This is a genomic window from Achromobacter xylosoxidans A8, assembly GCF_000165835.1.
GTDB classification, from domain to species: domain Bacteria; phylum Pseudomonadota; class Gammaproteobacteria; order Burkholderiales; family Burkholderiaceae_B; genus Achromobacter; species Achromobacter xylosoxidans_B.
In genome coordinates this window covers 1,944,034-1,961,918 of the sequence record NC_014640.1, presented here as the reverse complement: position 1 = coordinate 1,961,918, position 17,885 = coordinate 1,944,034, and the positions used below count along the sequence as shown (strand labels likewise).

19 protein-coding genes are annotated in these 17,885 nt (G+C 64.7%); 7 read left to right on the top strand and 12 right to left on the bottom strand.

The features are described 5' to 3' along the window. Nucleotides 1-16: 16 nt before the first annotated feature. The 8 genes from priB to AXYL_RS09095 form a co-directional block, all read right to left on the bottom strand. Nucleotides 17-340 (bottom strand): primosomal replication protein N, encoded by a 324-nt coding sequence (gene priB, locus AXYL_RS09130; RefSeq protein ID WP_013392508.1) that lies wholly within the window; start codon nt 338-340, stop codon nt 17-19. Nucleotides 341-391: 51 nt separating this feature from the next. Continuing rightward, nucleotides 392-769 carry a 30S ribosomal protein S6 gene (gene rpsF, locus AXYL_RS09125; protein WP_013392507.1) on the bottom strand — a complete coding sequence of 126 codons (378 nt, stop codon included), beginning with the start codon at nt 767-769 and terminating at the stop codon, nt 392-394. Nucleotides 770-956: 187 nt separating this feature from the next. Continuing rightward, on the bottom strand, nt 957-1,880 hold the full coding sequence (locus tag AXYL_RS09120) for a DUF817 domain-containing protein (protein WP_013392506.1): 924 nt from the start codon (nt 1,878-1,880) through the stop codon (nt 957-959). Nucleotides 1,881-1,887: 7 nt separating this feature from the next. Next, the gene (gene folE2, locus AXYL_RS09115; protein WP_013392505.1) at nt 1,888-2,685 is read right to left on the bottom strand and encodes a GTP cyclohydrolase FolE2; all 798 of its coding nucleotides are present in this window, start codon (nt 2,683-2,685) and stop codon (nt 1,888-1,890) included. 181 nt (nt 2,686-2,866) lie between these two features. Next, entirely contained in the window at nt 2,867-4,729 is a 1,863-nt protein-coding gene (dxs, locus tag AXYL_RS09110) for a 1-deoxy-D-xylulose-5-phosphate synthase (protein ID WP_013392504.1), read from the bottom strand. A gap of 53 nt (nt 4,730-4,782) precedes the next feature. Then, nucleotides 4,783-5,694, bottom strand: a complete 912-nt coding sequence (locus AXYL_RS09105) for a polyprenyl synthetase family protein (RefSeq protein WP_013392503.1) — start codon at nt 5,692-5,694, stop codon at nt 4,783-4,785. Nucleotides 5,695-5,701: 7 nt separating this feature from the next. Then, nucleotides 5,702-5,968 carry an exodeoxyribonuclease VII small subunit gene (locus tag AXYL_RS09100; protein WP_013392502.1) on the bottom strand — a complete coding sequence of 89 codons (267 nt, stop codon included), beginning with the start codon at nt 5,966-5,968 and terminating at the stop codon, nt 5,702-5,704. Nucleotides 5,969-6,061: 93 nt separating this feature from the next. Next, complete coding sequence (locus tag AXYL_RS09095) at nt 6,062-6,916, bottom strand: IclR family transcriptional regulator (protein WP_013392501.1); 855 nt, start codon at nt 6,914-6,916, stop codon at nt 6,062-6,064. 156 nt (nt 6,917-7,072) lie between these two features. On the opposite strand from AXYL_RS09095, the gene AXYL_RS09090 reads away from it, so the two are divergent. The 3 genes from AXYL_RS09090 to AXYL_RS09080 all read left to right on the top strand — a co-directional run bounded on the left by AXYL_RS09090 (nt 7,073) and on the right by AXYL_RS09080 (nt 10,647). Beyond that, nucleotides 7,073-8,041 (top strand): Bug family tripartite tricarboxylate transporter substrate binding protein, encoded by a 969-nt coding sequence (locus AXYL_RS09090; RefSeq protein ID WP_013392500.1) that lies wholly within the window; start codon nt 7,073-7,075, stop codon nt 8,039-8,041. Nucleotides 8,042-8,245: 204 nt separating this feature from the next. Then, nucleotides 8,246-9,256: an acyltransferase gene (locus AXYL_RS09085; RefSeq protein WP_013392499.1), complete on the top strand. Its 1,011-nt coding sequence runs from the start codon at nt 8,246-8,248 to the stop codon at nt 9,254-9,256. Between the two features lie 242 nt (nt 9,257-9,498). Next, nucleotides 9,499-10,647, top strand: a complete 1,149-nt coding sequence (locus AXYL_RS09080; RefSeq protein WP_013392498.1) for an aromatic ring-hydroxylating oxygenase subunit alpha — start codon at nt 9,499-9,501, stop codon at nt 10,645-10,647. Nucleotides 10,648-10,742: 95 nt separating this feature from the next. Here AXYL_RS09080 and AXYL_RS09075 read toward each other — a convergent pair whose 3' ends face one another. After that, the gene (locus tag AXYL_RS09075; RefSeq protein WP_049797781.1) at nt 10,743-11,672 is read right to left on the bottom strand and encodes a LysR family transcriptional regulator; all 930 of its coding nucleotides are present in this window, start codon (nt 11,670-11,672) and stop codon (nt 10,743-10,745) included. A 335-nt stretch (nt 11,673-12,007) separates the two neighbouring features. Between AXYL_RS09075 and AXYL_RS09070 the strand changes: the two genes are divergently transcribed. The 4 genes from AXYL_RS09070 (at nt 12,008) to AXYL_RS09055 (ending at nt 14,664) form a co-directional block, all read left to right on the top strand. Continuing rightward, a complete protein-coding gene (locus AXYL_RS09070) occupies nt 12,008-12,634 on the top strand; it encodes a VOC family protein (RefSeq protein WP_237709987.1) in 627 nt (208 codons plus the stop codon). 39 nt (nt 12,635-12,673) lie between these two features. Next, nucleotides 12,674-13,360, top strand: a complete 687-nt coding sequence (locus AXYL_RS09065) for a carboxymuconolactone decarboxylase family protein (protein WP_013392495.1) — start codon at nt 12,674-12,676, stop codon at nt 13,358-13,360. A 59-nt stretch (nt 13,361-13,419) separates the two neighbouring features. Continuing rightward, nucleotides 13,420-14,106 (top strand): dienelactone hydrolase family protein, encoded by a 687-nt coding sequence (locus tag AXYL_RS09060; protein WP_013392494.1) that lies wholly within the window; start codon nt 13,420-13,422, stop codon nt 14,104-14,106. Between the two features lie 117 nt (nt 14,107-14,223). After that, entirely contained in the window at nt 14,224-14,664 is a 441-nt protein-coding gene (locus AXYL_RS09055) for an SRPBCC family protein (protein WP_013392493.1), read from the top strand. Nucleotides 14,665-14,719: 55 nt separating this feature from the next. Here the strand turns inward: AXYL_RS09055 and AXYL_RS09050 are convergent, their stop codons facing one another. The 3 genes from AXYL_RS09050 to phnX form a co-directional block, all read right to left on the bottom strand. After that, nucleotides 14,720-15,850 (bottom strand): TIGR03364 family FAD-dependent oxidoreductase, encoded by a 1,131-nt coding sequence (locus tag AXYL_RS09050; RefSeq protein WP_013392492.1) that lies wholly within the window; start codon nt 15,848-15,850, stop codon nt 14,720-14,722. A gap of 94 nt (nt 15,851-15,944) precedes the next feature. Further along, on the bottom strand, nt 15,945-16,967 hold the full coding sequence (locus AXYL_RS09045) for a putative 2-aminoethylphosphonate ABC transporter substrate-binding protein (RefSeq protein ID WP_013392491.1): 1,023 nt from the start codon (nt 16,965-16,967) through the stop codon (nt 15,945-15,947). A 96-nt stretch (nt 16,968-17,063) separates the two neighbouring features. After that, a complete protein-coding gene (phnX, locus tag AXYL_RS09040; protein WP_013392490.1) occupies nt 17,064-17,885 on the bottom strand; it encodes a phosphonoacetaldehyde hydrolase in 822 nt (273 codons plus the stop codon).

Here is a 17,885-nt window from a genome sequence, read left to right as displayed (position 1 = left end):
TCTTGCTCAATTCCCTTCAAGCCACCAGCGGATCGCGTCCTGCGCTGCCGCTGATCCTGCGTGCCTGCTGCAAATGCAGCTTGACCTTCACCGAGTCCTTGCGGGTGGGAGCCAGAAAGCCCTGCACCAGCAATTCGGACCCTAGCGCGGTGTCCTTCAACAGCAACGCCAGATCGCCCAGTGCCACGGCCGCGATAGTCAATTCGACGCGGCGCGGGTGGCCTGCTTCGACGACTTCCGACTCGTGCGCCAGCACCATTTCCAGTGCGGGCAAACCGGCGGGAGTGTGGCGCAAAGGCTCGCATTCGAGAACGCGGGCGCTGAGTTCCAGCTTGTTCATCCTGCCAGGCACCGAGGGGACTTCATGGGATGAGCTCTGCGTGAGCCCTGCTTACTCGGCCTGAGCCGGCGCTGCTGCTTCAGCCGAAGCCTTGCGGGCTTCTTCGCGTTCGACCGACTTCATCATGATCGAGGGCGTGGCTTGAGCCTTCTTGGTCTTGATGACCAGGTGGCGCAGAACGGCGTCGTTGTAGCGGAACGAGTGTTCCAGCTCATCCAGCGTGGCTTGGCCGCACTCGATGTTCAGGCAGACGTAGTGAGCCTTGACGAGCTTCTGGATCGGGTAGGCCAGTTGACGGCGGCCCCAGTCTTCCAGGCGGTGAACCGAGCCGCCTTGGCCCGTGACCAGCGCTTGGTAACGCTCGACCATGGCGGGCACTTGCTCGCTTTGGTCGGGGTGAACGATAAACACCACTTCGTAGTGACGCATGAGTAAAACTCCTTGAGGATGTCTCGCTGGCCGACCGTCTTACACCCGCCGCTTTCCATCAGGGGTGGATTTGCATCATGGACAGTGGCCCGCAAGGGGCAGCCCGCTACCCAAAAACCATGGGCGGTCGAGCAAGAAAGCTCTCGATTATCACCGATTGAGCGGTACAGCGCAAGCCAATGAGGGCTCAGGAAATCAGGGACGGGCTATTTCCACCGCCCTGCCCCGTCCGCAGAGGCAAATCGGCAACATCGATTTCCTCGGGCCGGTTGACCACGCTGACCATCACATAGCTGATGATCATCAGCAGGAACCAAGAGCCCAGCTTGGCGATGGACACCAGCTCCCAGCCCTGCGACTGATTGGGATAGCGCCAGGCATTGGCGAAGGTGCCGATGTTCTCGGCGAACCAGATGAACAGGGCCACCAGCACGAAACCCAGCAACAGCGGCATGCGGCGATAGACCTGCCAGATGCGGAAATACACCCAGGTGCGCGCGAACAGGATGGCGGTCAGCGCAAACAGGCCCCACCGGATATCCATGATGTAGTGGTGCGCGAAGAAATTCACGTAGATCAGCACCGACAGCGCCACGGTGGCCGCCACCGGCGGATGGGCACGGAAGCGGAAGTCGAACAGGCGCCAGACGCGGGCCAGGTAACTGCCCACCGCCGCATACATGAAGCCCGTGAACAGCGGCACGCCGCCGATGCGCAGCACGCTGGCCTCGGGATAGATCCACGAGCCCGCGGCCGTCTTGAACACTTCCATGCCGGTGCCCACCACATGGAACAGCAGGATCACGCGCGCCTCGCTCCAGGTTTCCATGCGCAGCGCCAGCAGCAGCGCCTGGATGCCCAAGGCCGCCAGGGTCAGGAAATCGTAGCGGGCCAGCGCGGCACCCTGCGGATACCACCAGTGCGTACCCAGCAGCAGCGCGCACATCAGGCCGCCGAACAGGCAGGCCCAAGCCTGCTTCACGCCAAAGCGGAAGAACTCGTAGAGGGCGACGCCAAAACGGCCGCGGCCGGCCAGATTGCTGGCCAGCCGCGATTCCCACTGCTGCAGCCCCGCGATGAGCGGCCAGTCATTGGCCGCCGGATGGCTCACGGAAAGCTCAGCCTTCCACGACGGCGTAGGCCGAGTGGTTGTGGATGGATTCAAAGTTCTCGGCTTCCACGCGGTAGCGGGCAATGCCGGGGTGCGCGTTCAGGCGGGCAGCCACGTCGCGCACCAGGTCCTCGACGAACTTGGGGTTGTCGTAGGCGCGTTCGGTGACGTACTTCTCGTCCGGGCGCTTGAGCAGACCCCACAGCTCGCAGGAGCCCTCTTCCTCGATCAGGCGGATGACGCCGTCCATGCCGATGTCGGCATTCAGGATGGCGGACACCGTGACGTGCGAGCGCTGGTTGTGCGCGCCGTACTCGGAGATGGCCTTGGAACACGGACAGAGGCTGGTGACGGGCACCTGCACGATCAGTTCGAACTCGACCTCGTCGCCCTGGGCTCGGGCGATCCACTGCACTTCGTAGTCCAGCAGGCTCTGCACGCCAGAGATCGGGGCGGACTTGTTGATGAAGTACGGGAAGGCTGCGGTGATGTCGCCGCGCTCGGCATGCAGCAGCGGCAGCATGTCGGCCGCCATGGCGCGGAACAGGGTCGGCGTCATGGGGGTGCTGCGGTACTTTTCCAGCAGGGCCACGAAGCGGGACATGTGCGTCCCCTTTTCTTCGGGCGGCAGGGCCACGGTCAGCGTCCAGTTGGCCACGGTGCCCTGGGGCGAGCCGTCGCCGCTTTCAATCAACATGGGGTGGCGCACGCCACGGATGCCCACGCGCTGAATCGGGATGTGCCGGGTGTCCGCCGAACTCTGGACGTCGGGCATCACGATGGCGGGGTCGATCGGAGAATTCATTTCGGCTTACCTGTCTAGGCAGTCAGTCGTGAAAACGCACGGGCCTAGTAATCTTTGAGAGGGGGCCATTATCGCCCATAGTCCGCCAATCGCCAGGGAAAACCCTTTTATTCGTAGGTTGGCGGGGCCGGAACAGTGTGTTTCATTCCTGCGGACAAAGCCCGCAGGAATCGAAGCGGATTCAGCCCAGCAGATCGGCGTAGCGGGCGCGGATCGAGCTTTCGATGCCCGTCGCATCCAGGCCGATGCCGGCCCATAGCGCCGACTGCTCGCCATGGTCGATGAACTCGTCGGGCAGGCCCAGTTGCAGCACCGGAATCGTGATCCCGGCCGCGCTCAGCGTTTCCAGCACCGCGCTGCCCGCGCCGCCCATGATGGAGGCATCTTCCAGCGTGACCAGCGCGTCGTGGCGGCTGGCCAAGTCGAGGATCAGCTCGCGGTCGATCGGCTTGACGAAGCGCATGTCGGCCACGGTGGCGTCGAGTTTTTCAGCGGCGCCCAGCGCGGCCTGGAGCAGCATGCCGAAGCCCAGGATGGCGATCTTGCGGCCCTCGCGGCGCACCACGCCGCGGCCGAGTTCGACCGTATCCAGGCCGGGCGCTTCCGCCGCGCCACAGCCTGCGCCACGCGGATAGCGCACCGACGCCGGACCGGGGTGCTGATAACAGGTCGACAGCAGCAGCCGCGTTTCGTTTTCGTCCGAAGGCGTGGCCACGACCATGTTGGGCACGCAGCGCAGGAAGGCGATGTCATAGTTGCCGGCATGCGTGGCGCCGTCCGCGCCCACCAGGCCGGCGCGGTCCAGCGCGAAGGTCACGTCCAGGTTCTGCAGGGCGACGTCATGGATGAACTGGTCGTAACCGCGCTGCATGAAGGTGGAGTAGATCGCGACCACGGGCTTCTGGCCTTCGCAGGCAATGCCGGCGGCGAAGGTCACGGCGTGCTGCTCGGCGATGCCCACGTCGAAGTAGCGCAGCGGAAAGCGCTGCTCGAATTCCACCAGTCCGCTGCCTTCGCGCATGGCGGGGGTGATGGCGACCAGACGCGAATCCTGCTCGGCCATGTCGCACAGCCACTGGCCGAACACCTGCGTGAAGCTGCGCTTGCCGGGCGCCTTCGATTGCTGGATGCCGACCGCCGGATCGAACTTGCCGGGGCCGTGGTACAGCACCGGATCGGCCTCGGCCAGCTTGTAGCCCTGGCCCTTCTTGGTCACCACGTGCAGGAACTGCAGGCCTTCCAGGGCCTTGAGGTTCTGCAGGGTAGGAACCAGCGCGTCCAGGTCGTGCCCGTCGATCGGGCCGACGTAGTTGAAGCCGAATTCCTCGAACAGCGTGGCCGGCGTGACCATGCCCTTGGCATGTTCCTCGAAGCGGCGCGCCAGTTCCAGCACCGGCGGCACGTGCTGCAGCACCGCGCGGCCCACGTTCTTGGCGGCGGCGTAGAAACGGCCCGACATCAGGCGCGCCAGGTAGCGGTTCAACGCCCCTACCGGCGGCGAGATCGACATGTCGTTGTCGTTCAGGATCACCAGCAGGTTGATGTTGGGCGTGACGCCGGCATTGTTCATGGCCTCGAAGGCCATGCCCGCGGACATCGCGCCGTCGCCGATGATGGCGATGTGCTGGCGCTGCACGCCGGCGTTGCGCGATGCCACCGCCATGCCCAGCGCAGCCGAGATGGAGGTGGAGGAATGCGCGGTGCCGAAGGCGTCGTATTCGGATTCGCTGCGTTTCGGGAAGCCCGAAATCCCGCCCTGCTGGCGCAGCTTGGCCATGCCGGCGCGGCGTCCGGTCAGGATCTTGTGCGGGTAGGACTGGTGACCCACGTCCCAGACGATGCGGTCATGGGGCGTGTCGAACACCTGGTGCAAGGCCAGGGTGAGCTCGACCGTGCCCAGGTTGGACGACAGGTGCCCGCCCGTTTTGGACACCGACTCCAGCACGAAGCCGCGCAACTCGTCGGCCAGCCTTTTCAGCTCGCGGCGATCCAGGCGCTTGAGGTCTGCCGGGGATTGAATGCGGTCCAGTAAATCTGTCGTCATGCTTTTATGTGGTTCGTTGGCCCGGCCTGCCTCCAGCCCGGGCTGTTCCCGGCTCAGCGGTCTCGTAGGACGATGAAGTCGGCCAGTTCAGCCAGGCGCGATCCGGCCTCGCCCAGCGGAGCCAGGGCAGCCAGCGCGTCCTCACGCAGTTCCTGGGCAAACGCGCGCGCGCCGTCCAGACCCAGCAGCGATACATAGGTAGGCTTGTTTTCGGCAGCGTCCTTGCCCGGCGTCTTGCCCAGGCTGGTGCTGTCGGCGGTCACGTCCAGGATGTCGTCGACCACCTGGAAGGCCAGCCCAACAGCCTGCGCGTAGGCGTCCAGCGCCTGGCGCGAGGCCGAGCTGGCGCCCGCCACGATGCCGCCCAGGGCCACGCTGCAAGCCAGCATGGCACCCGTCTTCATGCTGTGCATGGTTTGCAGTTCGTCGCGCGACAGCGCGTGGCCGACGCTGAACAGGTCAATCGCCTGCCCGCCGGCCATGCCCTGGCTGCCGGCGGCGCGCGCCAGCGACTGGGTGGCCTGCACGATCAGCGCGGGTGCGATCGGCATGGAAGCCAGCAGATCGAAGGCCAGCGGCTGCAGCGCATCGCCCGCCAGCATGGCGGTGGCTTCGTCGAACTTCACATGGGTGGTGGGACGGCCGCGGCGCAGCGTGTCGTCGTCCATGCAGGGCAGGTCGTCGTGCACCAGTGAATAGGCGTGGATCAGTTCCACCGCCGCGGCGGCGCGGTCCAGCGAGGCCTGCACGGCCAGCACGCTGCCGCTGACGGGGCAGGCCTGCCCCGCCGCATAGACCAGCGCGGCACGCACCCGCTTGCCGCCGCCAAGCACGGCGTAACGCATGGCTTCGTGCAGCCGCGAGGGCAACGCATCCGCCGGGGGCAACAGATCATCCAGCACGTCTTCGACGTGCTGCACGCGCCCTTGCAACCATTCCGGAAAGGCGAGTTGAATTTGCTTCATCGGGTTCTTATTCGTCATCCAGCGCCGCCGGGTCCAGCGGACGCAGCAAATCGCCTTCCAGGACCTTGACCTGCTGTTCGGCCTGCGCCAAGCGTTCCTGGCAGACCCGCGTGAGCGCCACGCCGCGCCGGTAGGCGGCAAGCGACTGCTCCAGCGGCAACGAGCCGTCTTCCATGGCCGCTACCAGCAATTCGAGTTCGGCCAGCGCCGTTTCGAAATCCTGGGGCAAGGGACGGTCATCGATCTGCGGATCGGCTTGTGAAGATTTGGCCAAACGGGTCTCCGAGGGCGCTAGGGGGTGGATCAATCCGTGAATTGTACGAGATACCCGCAAGGCCGTCGGGCTTGCCGCGGCGCGCCGCAAGTCTCAGGCCGGAGCGCCCGCCAGCCCCGCTATGGCGGCGTGCAGCAGAGGCGCCACGCGCGAGCGCAGGTCCGCCTCCGGCAACAGGCTGGCCGGCCCGCCGCAGCTCATGACGAAGACGCCCTCGCCCGTGATGGACGAGAACGGCACCGCCACCGCATTGATCCCCGACTGCCATTCGCCGATGGCGTAGCAGCAGCCCGTGTCGCGCAGTTCCGCCCGGGCGCGCTCGATGGCGTCCGCGGCCGGCGCCGTCTCGCCCAGGCGGGCCAGCGCGTCGGCGCAAGCCTGGGGCGGCAGGCTGGCCAGGTATGCCCGGCCCATGGCGCTGTCCAGGCTGGCGCGATAACCCACTGGCAGGCGCAGGTACAGCGCCGAAGAACCATGGATGGCTTCGACGTAGGTCATGGCGTCGCCGTCGAAGGCGCCCAGGGCCACCGCGCCGCCGGTGGCGCGCGCCAGTTCGGTCATCGAGGCCTTGGCCAGTTCGCGCACCTCCAGCCCGGCCAGCAGGCCGAAGCCCAGCGCCAGCACGCCGTAGCCGGGCGAGTACTTGCCGGTGTCCGGGTGATAGCGCAGATAACCCAATTCAGTAAGGGTGTAGGTAATGCGGCTGATGGTGGGCTTGGGCAGGCCGGTCAGGCGCGCCAGGTCCAGGTTGCCCAAGGCCGATACGCCATGGCGGAAGCAGCGCAGCACATCCAGTCCGCGCGCCAGCGCCGTAATGAAGTCGGGAGAATTGGCGCCCTCGCCCGAGCCGGCGGCGCGCTTGCGCCGCGCGGGCAGGCTGAGTTCGACCTTGCCGTCGGGTTTGGCGGCGGGATGCGCGATGCGCTTGGCGTCAGAAAAAGATTGCATTTCTATTCGCTTCGTTTTTATAGTTTATTTCGAATAACAAAATTAAATTCCATTTTACGGAATTTAATGCATCCAAGGAGACCTGGCAAGCACTGCCTCGCGGCGCCAAGCCAGGCCCGACCCTCCACTCATTGCACACGTTTTCAAGGGGAAAACATGCTACGCACTAGCTTCAAACTGCTGGCCACCCTGCTGCTCAGCGCGGCGGCGCTGGGCGCCCAGGCCGACACCTACCCGGCCCGCCCGATCAAGGTGGTCTCGCCCTTTCCCGCCGGCGGCGCGACCGATGTGCTGACCCGGATCCTGGCCGAACGCATGGCCAAGACGCTAGGCCAGCCCATGATCGTCGAGAACAAGGCGGGCGCCGGCACCTCGATCGGGGCGGCCTTTGTCTCGCGCGAAGCGCCGGACGGCTACACCATCCTGATGGCGACCAACTCCACGCTGGTCACCAACCGCTATCTGTACAAGGAACTGCCCTACGATCCCGACGGCTTCGCCCGCATCGGCATGGTCGGCGTGGGACCGCTGGTCCTGCTGGCCAGTCCCAAGCGGCCCTTCAACAGCACCCAGGACGTGGTGGCCTACGCCAAGCAGAACCCGGGCAAGCTGACCTTCGCCACCTTCGGCCCGGGCACGTCCTCGCACCTTGCGGGCGAACTCTTCAAGGAGCGCGCCGGCATCGACATCCTGCACGTGCCGTTCAAGGGCGCGACCCAGGCCCTGCCCGCCCTGGTCAGCGGCGACGTGGACCTGTTCTTCGACATGGTGGCCACCGGCATGCCGCAGGCCGATGCCGGCAAGGTCAAGGTCTTCGCCATCACCAGCCCCGGCCGCCTGGCGACGCAGCCCAAGCTGGCGACGCTGGCCGAACAAGGCTATCCCGCGTTCGACATGACCGCCTGGTTCAGCTTCGTGGCGCCCAAGGGCACGCCCGCCCCCGTCATGGAAAAACTGCAGCAGGCCCTGGTCGAAACCCTGCAGGACGAAACCGTCAAGAAGCGCATGCTGGACATGGGCATCGATCCCCGCTCCGGCACCGCCGCCGAACTGGACAAGCAGATCAAGACCGAACAGCCCATCGTGGCGCAGCTGATCAAGCAGGCCAATATCGTTCTGCAATGAGGGCGCGAGCCGTTTCGTGACAAAACGTAGGCAGGCCCGCGCCTGCCCGTGAATGCGCCGCGCCACGCGGCTCCTGCCGGCAGAGGCTCCCGCAGCCCTGCCGGTTTTTTCGTGCGCCGCCGACAGGCCCTCTAACCCCTGGATACAGTACCAGGGCGCGCCCCGCTGCTAAGGTGAAAAGGCAAACACCGCAACGGGAGCCCGATGCCCTATACCGAAGAGAAATACGCGCGCCTGGATGCCGCCCGCTGGCTGGCGGCGGTCGCGGTCGTGCTGCTGCACAGCGCGGCCATGGTGGTCAGCAACCCGGCCGTCTACGGCGGCGGAGCCTGGTTGGCCGCCAATCTGTACGACTCGGCCGCGCGCTGGTGCGTGCCCGTGTTCGTCATGGTCAGCGGCGCCCTGCTGCTGGATCCCGACAAGCCGCAGGACGCGCGCCAGTTCTACAGCCGGCGCATGGCGCGGATCTGCGCGCCGCTCCTGTTCTGGACCTTCTTCTATCTGGCATGGCGCACGGCGTTGGACTGGTGGGACGACGGCCGCATCGATTTTTCGTTCTGGCCGCGCAAGCTGGTCCAGGGCGAGCCCTACTACCACCTGTGGTACCTGTACATGATCGTGGGCCTGTACCTGTTCGCGCCACTGGTACGAGTCCTGTATGCGCGCAGCACACCACGGGCGCGCGCGCTGTGGGTGGTGGGCATCCTGGGCGTGGCGATCCTGGACGCGCTGTACCGCCGCGCGCTGGGCGCGCCCGCCGGCTTTTTCCTGACCTGGTTCCTGCCCTATCTGGGCTACTTCGTGGCGGGCCGCCTGATCTTCGACGGCCAGATGCGCATCCCTCGCCCCGGCCTGATGCTGACAGCCAGCGTGGCCGCGACGGCGCTGGGCGTGTATGCCATGTCGAGCAACCGGGCCCTCAACACCTACTTTTACGATTACTTCAGCCTCACGGTGCCGTTCATGTCGCTGGCCGCGTTCCAGTGGATCGTCTCATCGCCGCGCCTGCCGCGGCTGGCCTCGCTGGCGCCGCTGACCTTCGGCGTCTACCTGATCCATCCGCTGTTCCTGGACGTGGCGCATCGCGCCGGCGCCCTGAGCGGCGCGCGCAATGACGCATGGACGCTGCCGGTGTTGGCCGCCGCCGTGTTCGCGCTGTCGGCGGCCAGCAGCTGGCTGCTGAGGCGCCATCCCGCCACCCGACGCTTCGTCTGAAAGGCCTACATCTTCAAGGGGTTATGCCGTAGCTGGCACGCATCGACCAGCTGCGGCATAACTTCACCAAGCTTCGCAGATCTTCACGGGCGCGGGGTAAGGGCTTGGGGTACAATTCACGGCTTATTTGATCGGCCAGCACCGATTTTTCTTCGCGCCAGCACGGAACGCACCCAGCGGATTTCAAAGCCGCCAGGCAAATGCTTCTCCGTCCTGGCTTTTTTATCCGAGCGGGGGGAATCATGACCGACATCGGTCGGATGGCACATGTAGTGCCAGCTCGCACCCAGCTACCCGTCAGCGCGTATTTTGACGAAGCCCTCTTTGCCCGCGAGCAAGAACTCATTTTCAAGCAATCCTCACAATACGTCGGCCACCAGAAAGTGGTGCCCGAAAACGGGGATTGGCGTACGTTGGTCCAGGAAGACGGAGGGCGCGTGCTGGTTCGCAACCAGCAAGGCGTCGAACTCATCTCAAATGTCTGCCGCCATCGCCAGGCTTTGATGCTTGGCGGCGAGACCGGCAATGTGGCCGGCAACTGCAATACGCATGGCAATCTGAAGGCAACCGGCGGCAACATCGTCTGCCCCTTGCATCGCTGGACGTACAACAACCAGGGCGAGTTGTTGGGCGCGCCGCAGTTCGCCACCACGCCCTGCATGAACCTGCAGAAGTTCCGCCTGCGCGACTGCCATGGCTTGCTGTTCGAAGGCCCGCGCGATCCGGCCGCCGACATGGCGCCGTTGTTCTCGCGTCCGGAATTCGACTTCGGCGACTACGTGCTGGACCACGTCGAAGTGCACCAGTGCAACTACAACTGGAAGACCTTCATCGAGGTCTACCTGGAGGACTACCACGTCGGTCCGTTCCACCCGGGCCTGGGCCGCTTCGTCACCTGCGACGACCTGAGCTGGGAGTTCAACGACTGGTACAGCCTGCAGAAGGTCGGCGTGCACAACGCCCTGGCGCAGCCCGGGTCCGACGTCTACAAGCAGTGGCATGACCGGCTACTGGCGTTCCGCGAAGGCGACGCGCCCGATTTCGGCGCGGTCTGGGTCACGTACTTCCCGACCCACATGATCGAGCTGTACCCGCACGTGCTGGTGCTCTCCACGCTGTACCCAAAGGGTCCGCAGGAAACGGTGAACGTGGTCGAGTTCTACTACCCCGAGGAAATCGCCGCCTTCGAGCGCGAGTTCGTCGAGGCGCAACGCGCCGCCTACATGGAAACGGCTATCGAGGACGACGAGATCGCCGAGCGCATGGACGCGGGCCGCAAGGCGCTGATGCTGCGCGGCGTGAACGAAACCGGTCCTTACCAGTCGCCCATGGAAGACGGCATGCAGCACTTCCATGAATGGTATCGCCGCATCATGCAGGAGCGGGTCTGAAGCCAGGGCCCCCGAGGCCCCTCGCCCGCTGGGGCCCGGCAGTGAACAGCACCCCATGGGATGGAGCTCCATCCCATGGGGTGTTTTTCATGGCGTCAGGCCGGGAGCTTTTTTCCGATCAGATGCTCGACAAGCAAGCGCGTGGCTGCAAGCAGATGCTTCGGGTCACGCACGCACAGCATCAAGGGGCGATACGCCCAGGTTTCCTTGAGCGGCCTGACCACGATGCCCAACTGTTCGACAAACGGGTAGGCGGCGATGGCGGGAAGAATCGCGACGCCCAGCCCGACCGACACCATCTTGCGCACGCTTTCAAAACTCGTCGCGTGGCCGCGCTCCTTCAGAGTCCTGCCTAGAATCGTGGCCTGATGCCGGTACAGGCTCAATAGCGCGCTATCGCGCTGCATGCCGATGAAAAATTCGTCGAGCATGTCCGATAGCGTCAAGTCGTCGCGGCTTGCAAGCCCGTGGCCGGGCGGCAGGATCGCGACCAGCTCGTCATGCTCCCAGCGGATGATGTGCAGATCACCGCCATCGACCGTACCCGAGAACAGGCCGATATCCGCGCTGCCCGTGCGGACCGAATGGATAACCTCGACGCTGGTGAACTCGTCCAACTCAACATCGATACCCGGGTTTTCAGCAATAAAACTGGCGATCTTGCCAGGCAGAGATCCAGAAATCGCCGACATATGGGCATGGACCCTGATAAATCCGCTAGTGCCGCCACGGATCGCCTCCATGTCGAACATCATGCGTTGAAGCGGGCCAGACAGATCGCACAACCGAGCCAGCAATATCTCACCGGCGGCAGTCGCCGCCACGCCGCGGTCATGGCGTTCGAGCAACGCTAAGCCACAGCGGTATTCAAGATCCGAAATTCTGCGGCTGATGGCCGAAATGGCGATGTGCTCCCGTTCAGCCGCCCGGGCAAGAGATCCTTCCTCAACCGCCGCCGCAAATAGCCGCAATGAAGTGAGATCGATGTCCTTGAGAGACCAGCCATGAGCAGTTGCCATACCCATCAGTTGTCAGACCGAGATTGATCCCGCGAGCCCAAGCCCCCCGGGCGGAGGAAAACTCTATCACGCCGAGCGCTTTTGGAACCTAGGAATCGATAAAAGTAGTAAGTAGACAAATTTTTGTGATTACTAGGGATGCTCGAACGCCCAAACATGGGTCGAGCCGTTTCCGACAGGGCGGATAAATCAGAGCGCTTGATAGCAGAAAGCTGCATTGCCGAATGGCGAATTCCCCCTGTCGCGGACCGCTGATAAATTGATTGCCGATCCACGCAAGCACAAAAATGTCGAGCCTTCGCTATCCGCCAATGCCTTTGGCAAGAGCGAGCAGGCGGCAAGTGATCGACTTCAATTCTGGAGGGACAACCGACATGAACGGCCAACTTACTACGGCGCCTGACAAGGTCAACAAGAAATTCGAAATCAGGGGCTTGAACCACATCGCGATGGTCTGCGCCGACATGAAACGCACGGTGGATTTCTACCAAGGCGTGTTGGGAATGCCGCTGATCAAGACCCATGTTTTCGACCACGGGCAGCACTTCTTCTTCGACATGGGCTGCGGCGCATCCTTCGCCTTCTTTTGGTTGCGGGATGCGCCTGCGGCTTTGCCGGGCCCGACCGTTCCGTCGATACTGCATTTCGAAACCCCGATCGGTGCAATGAATCATTTCGCGTTCAATGTCGATGCCGCCCTGATCCCCGAGTATCGGGAACGGCTGATTGCCGCGGGGGTCGAGGTATCCAAGATCGTGCATCACGACGATGTGTCGCCGAACGGGCTCAATGTGACGCAGCAAGAGCACAAAAGCACCTGGGTCTCCTCGATTTACTTCAGGGATCCAGACGGCATTCAACTCGAATTCGCAGGTTGGAGACGAGTATTCACCGAAGCGGACGTCCGGCACGAGCCCGCGACAGCCGTGGACGCCCCTCGCCACAAGCGCGAGACGATCGACGCCTGATATTGCCAATACGAACCCCATCAAGAACAGAGAGAACATATGCCTCGTGTCCGCCAAGTACCCCTGTCTGAAATCCATGCCAATGGCCGCCCATACTACGAGAGGCTTTTCAAGGGCGGCGACCCGACGGTCAATCCGGGCACGGCCACCGGCACGCCGGGACACTGGTGGTCCACCATTGCATTGCGGCCATATATCTTCGACCATGCCGCCGCGCACATGGGCATGCTGGGACTGTTCGGGGCAGAAGCGTCCAGTCAGTTGGACCCCAGGGCGCGCGAAATCGCGTTGATGCGGGTTGGCTTCCTGATGGCGAGCCAGTTCGTCTACTCGCAACATTGCAAGATCGCAGACGTGCTTGGCATTCCGCAGGCCAAGATCGACGCGATCCAGCACTGGAATGTGGAGCCTGACTTGTGGACGCCGCTCGAGCGCGCGATTCTGGCCTATGCCGACGCGATCGTGCTCGACCGCGGCCGCGTTCCCGACGGCGTCTTCAATGCGCTGCACACGCTCATGAAGGACGAGGACATTGCCGAGATCACATATCACATCGGCGGCTACATGCTGCACGCCTCTTTCTGCCGGGCGCTGCGTCTTGAATGGGACGATGTGCCGGAACGCGTCCAGGAGGTCCCCTGGCCCGAAGGTACCGACCTCGTCGCCATCAAGAAGAAACGGGCGGATTCACACCGTAGCAACGCGGCTGAGCAATCCCATCGTTGAAACGGGTGCCTGGCGCCCGCTGAATCAAACGAAGAAACAAATCTGAAGAGATATGCCTGATGAAAATAACGGTTTCCGATGGAGCCTACGACGCCTATGTAGCACGGCCCCAGGCAATTTCCGCACCGGTCGTCGTAGTCATCCAGGAGATTTTCGGTGTGAATGCCGATCTCCGGGCGACATGCAATGAACTCGCGGCCATGGGCTTCATCGCCGTGTCGCCCGATCTTTTTTGGCGCGCCGCGCCGGGCATCGAATTCAACAAGCTGAACAAGCAGGAGTGGCGACAGGCATTCGAGCTGTACAAGGCGTTCGATATCGACCGCGGCGTGCAGGATATCGCGGCAATGATCGACGCCGCGCGATCGATCTCAGGCGGGAACGGCAAAGTCGGCGTCATGGGCTTTTGCATGGGAGGCCTCATGGCCTACCTCACAGCCGCCCGCTGCGAGGTCGACGCGGCGGTCGCCTACTACGGCGGCGGCACCGATCTGCACCTGAAGGAAGCGGATCAGGTGACCGCGCCACTGATGATGCATCTGGCCGATGCGGATGAGTTCATTCCCGCGGACTCCCAGGCGCGCATCAAGGCCGCGCTGGAGGGCAGGACCGGTACCGAGGTCCACGGTTATCCCGGCTGCAACCATGCTTTCGCGCGGCGCGGCGGATCGCATTATGACGCGCATGCCGCCGCGCTCGCGAATCAGCGGACGCAGACCTTCCTGCGCCGATCTCTCGGCGCCTGACACCTCCGCCAATCGATAGTCTCAAGCATCCCGCACACCGCAAAATCCGGGCTTGCCGCTCAGCGCCCATTTCCTGCCGTTTTCCCTTTCGAGGGCCTAGCGCCCATTGGAGTCCCTATGCCGCACACCGTACACGTCAGTGCCATTGTTCACGCGCCGCTTGAAAAGGTCTGGGCCTGCTTCCGCGATTTCGATGGGCTGGCGCGCTGGCAGCCAGGCGTTGCAGAAAGCCGGATCGAAGAGGGAGGACGTCATGACGCGGTGGGTTCCGTGCGGTACTTGACGGGCAAGTCGTCCGGCTTTGTGCGCGAGAAACTCCTGATGCTGGACGATCCCGGCACCACGCTGCGCTACGCCGTCATCGAAACCAGCCTGCCCTTGCGCGATGGCATCGCTGGCGTGTCGCTGCATCCCATCACTGAAAGCGGACATACGCTGGTGCAATGGTGGGCGGACTTCCGGGTCGAGGGCGCGCCACTGAGCGATGTGGCGAACGCCATGCAGGCTATGTACGCGACGGCGCTGGCGGCGCTGGATGCGAAGCTGCGCGAGGAGTGACTGCACTCATCCGCGCGCCCCATTGCGCGCCAGCGCCCGGGCTCACCGGCCGGGTTCAGCGGCCCACTACGCCCGCCACGGTGCGCTCGCCGATGGCCAGGCCGACCGTCATGCCCACGCCCGAATGCATCACCGCCACCGTCGTGGCCGGGTCCACCGGCATGACGGAGAACGGCGCCGGGCCGTGCGCGCCATAGACGCCCTGCCAGCGCTCCAGCACGCGCAGGCGCGCGCCCAGGGCCTGGGACGCCAGGTCCAGCATGGCGTTGTCGACCGCCTCGTCGTTGAACGGCAGCGCATCCTGGCCGTAGCGGTGCGAATCGCCGATGATCAGTTCGCCATAGGGCGTGGGGCTGATCAGCAGATGGATGCCGTTCTCCAGCAGCATGGGCGTGCGCGCCTGGATCACCTCGCGCAGCGCCAGCGCCGACGGCAGATCCGAGAACGCGCCGTAGTGCACGCAGGACAGGCCGGTCAGCAAGGGGCGGTCCAGCGCGATGGGATGGGTTTCGAACGCGGCGCGCAGCATTTGCAGGCGCGTGACCTCCAGGTTCATCGGCGCAAAGCGCTCAGGCAGCAGGGTCAGGTAATCATGTCCGGGGCAGACGAACACGTGCCCGCCCTTGAACTCGCCCGCCGAGGTGCACACCAGTCCGCCCTCGACCGCGCGCGCCAATGTGCCGGTAATGAACTGCACGCCCAGCGACTCCGCCAGGTAGCTCGTAATGGCCGGCAGCGCCTCGCGCGAATAGATCTGCAGATCGTCATGCCCTTGCAGGCCCGCGCAGTGGTGCGCCAGCTGGCCGCCATATAGTGCGGCCACCTCGCGGCCCGACAGCAGGTTGGCGCGATAACCCTCCTGGCGCATGCGCGTGTCGGCGAACTCCTGCAGCACGTCCGCCTCTTCGGCGTTGCGGGCCAACACCAGGGCGCCGTTGGCGCGCACATGAAAGCCCGCCCGGTCCGCCAGTTCCAGCCACAGCTCGCGCGCCTGCTGGGCGTGCGACAGCATCATGCCGGGCGCCTGGCCCGTCACGATGACCTGGCCGAAGTTGCGGATGGTGGCGCCATGCGCCTGGCGGCTGCGCTCGATCACGGCCACCGACAGGCCGCGCTTGGCGGCCGCCCAGGCATGGGCGATGCCCAGCATGCCGGCGCCCACCACGACTACGTCGAAATTTTTCATCTGTGGAACATTGCAAAGGGAAATGCGGCGGGAGCCGCCCTAGCGGGCAGCCCCGGGGCGCGGCGGCAGCCAGCGCCGCCGCGATCAAACGGACTTACTTCTTCTTCGGCTCGGACTTGCCGTCGTAGCGCTTGGTCCACTCGGCGATGATGCGGTCGCGGTTGGTGGCGGCCCAGGTGAAGTCGTTCTTGATCATGCGCTGCATCAGGTCGGCCGGCAGGTTCGGATTCGACGTGGCGATCGACGGGATGGCCAGCACCGCGAAGTTGGCCTTGTACAGTTCATTGGCCTCGCGGCTGGCGGAGAAGTCGGCCAGCTTGCGCGCGGCTTCCAGGTTCTTGGTGCCCTTCATGATGGCGGTGGCTTCGACTTCCCAGCCTAGGCCTTCCGAGGGGAACACGGCTTCGACCGGGGCGCCGTCAGCCTTCAGCTTGGCGGCGCGGTAGTCGAACGACACGCCGATCGGGAATTCGCCCGCGGCGGCCATATTGCACGGCTTGGAGCCCGAGTGCGTGTACGAACCGATGTTCTTGTGCAGGGCGTCCATGTAAGCCCAGCCCTTCTCTTCACCGAAGATCTGCAGCCAGGCGCTGACGTCCAGGAAGCCGGTGCCCGACGAAGCCGGGTTCGGCATCACGATCTTGCCGGCGTACACCGGCTTGGTCAGATCCTGCCACGAGGTGGGCTTGGGCAGCTTCTGCTTCTCGGCTTCGATGGTGTTGAAGCAGATGGCAGCGGCAAAGCCGTCCATGCCGACCCAGCTGGGCTCGGCCTTGGCGTCGCGCATGTTGGCGGCGATCTGGTCCAGGCCCTTGGGGGCGTAGGGCTGCAGCATGCCCTCCTTGTCCATCAGGCCCAGCGAGGTGCCGGCCAGGCCCCAGACGGCGTCGGCCTTGGGGTTGTTCTTTTCGGCCAGCAGCTTGGCGGTGATGATGCCGGTGGAGTCGCGCACCCACTGGATCTTGATGTCGGGATAGGCCTTCTCGAACGCGGCCTGGTAGGCCTTGATCTGGTCGGCTTCGAGCGCGGTGTAGACCGTCAGTGTGGTCTCGGCGGAGGCGGCGCCCATCACGCCCGTCAGGGCGGCGGCCAGTGCAAGCAGCTTGTAGCGATTCATGAAGTACTCCGTTGGTAAGCGGAAAAAAGGCTGAGAAGGTCCTCGGGGCTGGCTTGGGCCGGCCCCGTCAGGCGGTGCAGACAGGTGATGGAACGTTTAGGGGCGCTGGCCCGCGGACAAACGGGATTCGATGTCGGCGATCACCGCGGGCAGGTCGGCGACGGTGTCGATCAGGTAGTGCGGCGCGGCGGGCGACAGCTCCAGGCTGGCGGCGGTGCGCGCTTTCTGGCGGCCTGCGTCATCCAGGCTCAGGTATTCCTCCAGCGTCAGGCCGGCGGCGTTGCCCGACAGCAGCAGGCCCACGGTCCACATGCCGGCGCGGCGTCCTTCTTCGATGCCGGGCGCGGTGTCGTCGACCTTGACGCAGGCGGCCACGTCGGACAGGCCGAGCTCGACCACGTTCTTCAAAGCCATCGCGGGCGCCGGCCGGGCGCGCGGCACGTCGTCACTGGCGACGATGCAGTCGGGCTCCAGGCCTTCGGAGGCGGCGCGTTCCACCACGCGGCGCATGACGCTGGCCGGATAGCCCGAGCACGAACCGATCTTCAGGCCGTGCTGGCGCAGGGCGCGCAACAGTTCGACCGCGCCGGGGATCGCCGCGGAATACTGGGCGACCTTGTCCAGCTGCATCGGCAGGAAGCGCTCGTAGATGGCGGTCACGTCGTCATCGGTGGGCAGGCGGCCGAACTGGGCCTGGTACTGGCCGGCGATCACGGCATCGTTGCAGAGCGTGCGGATGTGGTCCCACTTGCCCATGCCCATCGGGCCGCGGGCCTGCGCCAGCGACATTTCCACGCCGAACTGCGAGAACGCGTCCACGAACACCTTGGTGGGCGCGAAGGAACCGAAGTCGACCAGCGTGCCGGCCCAGTCGAAGATCACCGCTTCCAGGCGGACGGGCAAAGGCGAAACAGTCAT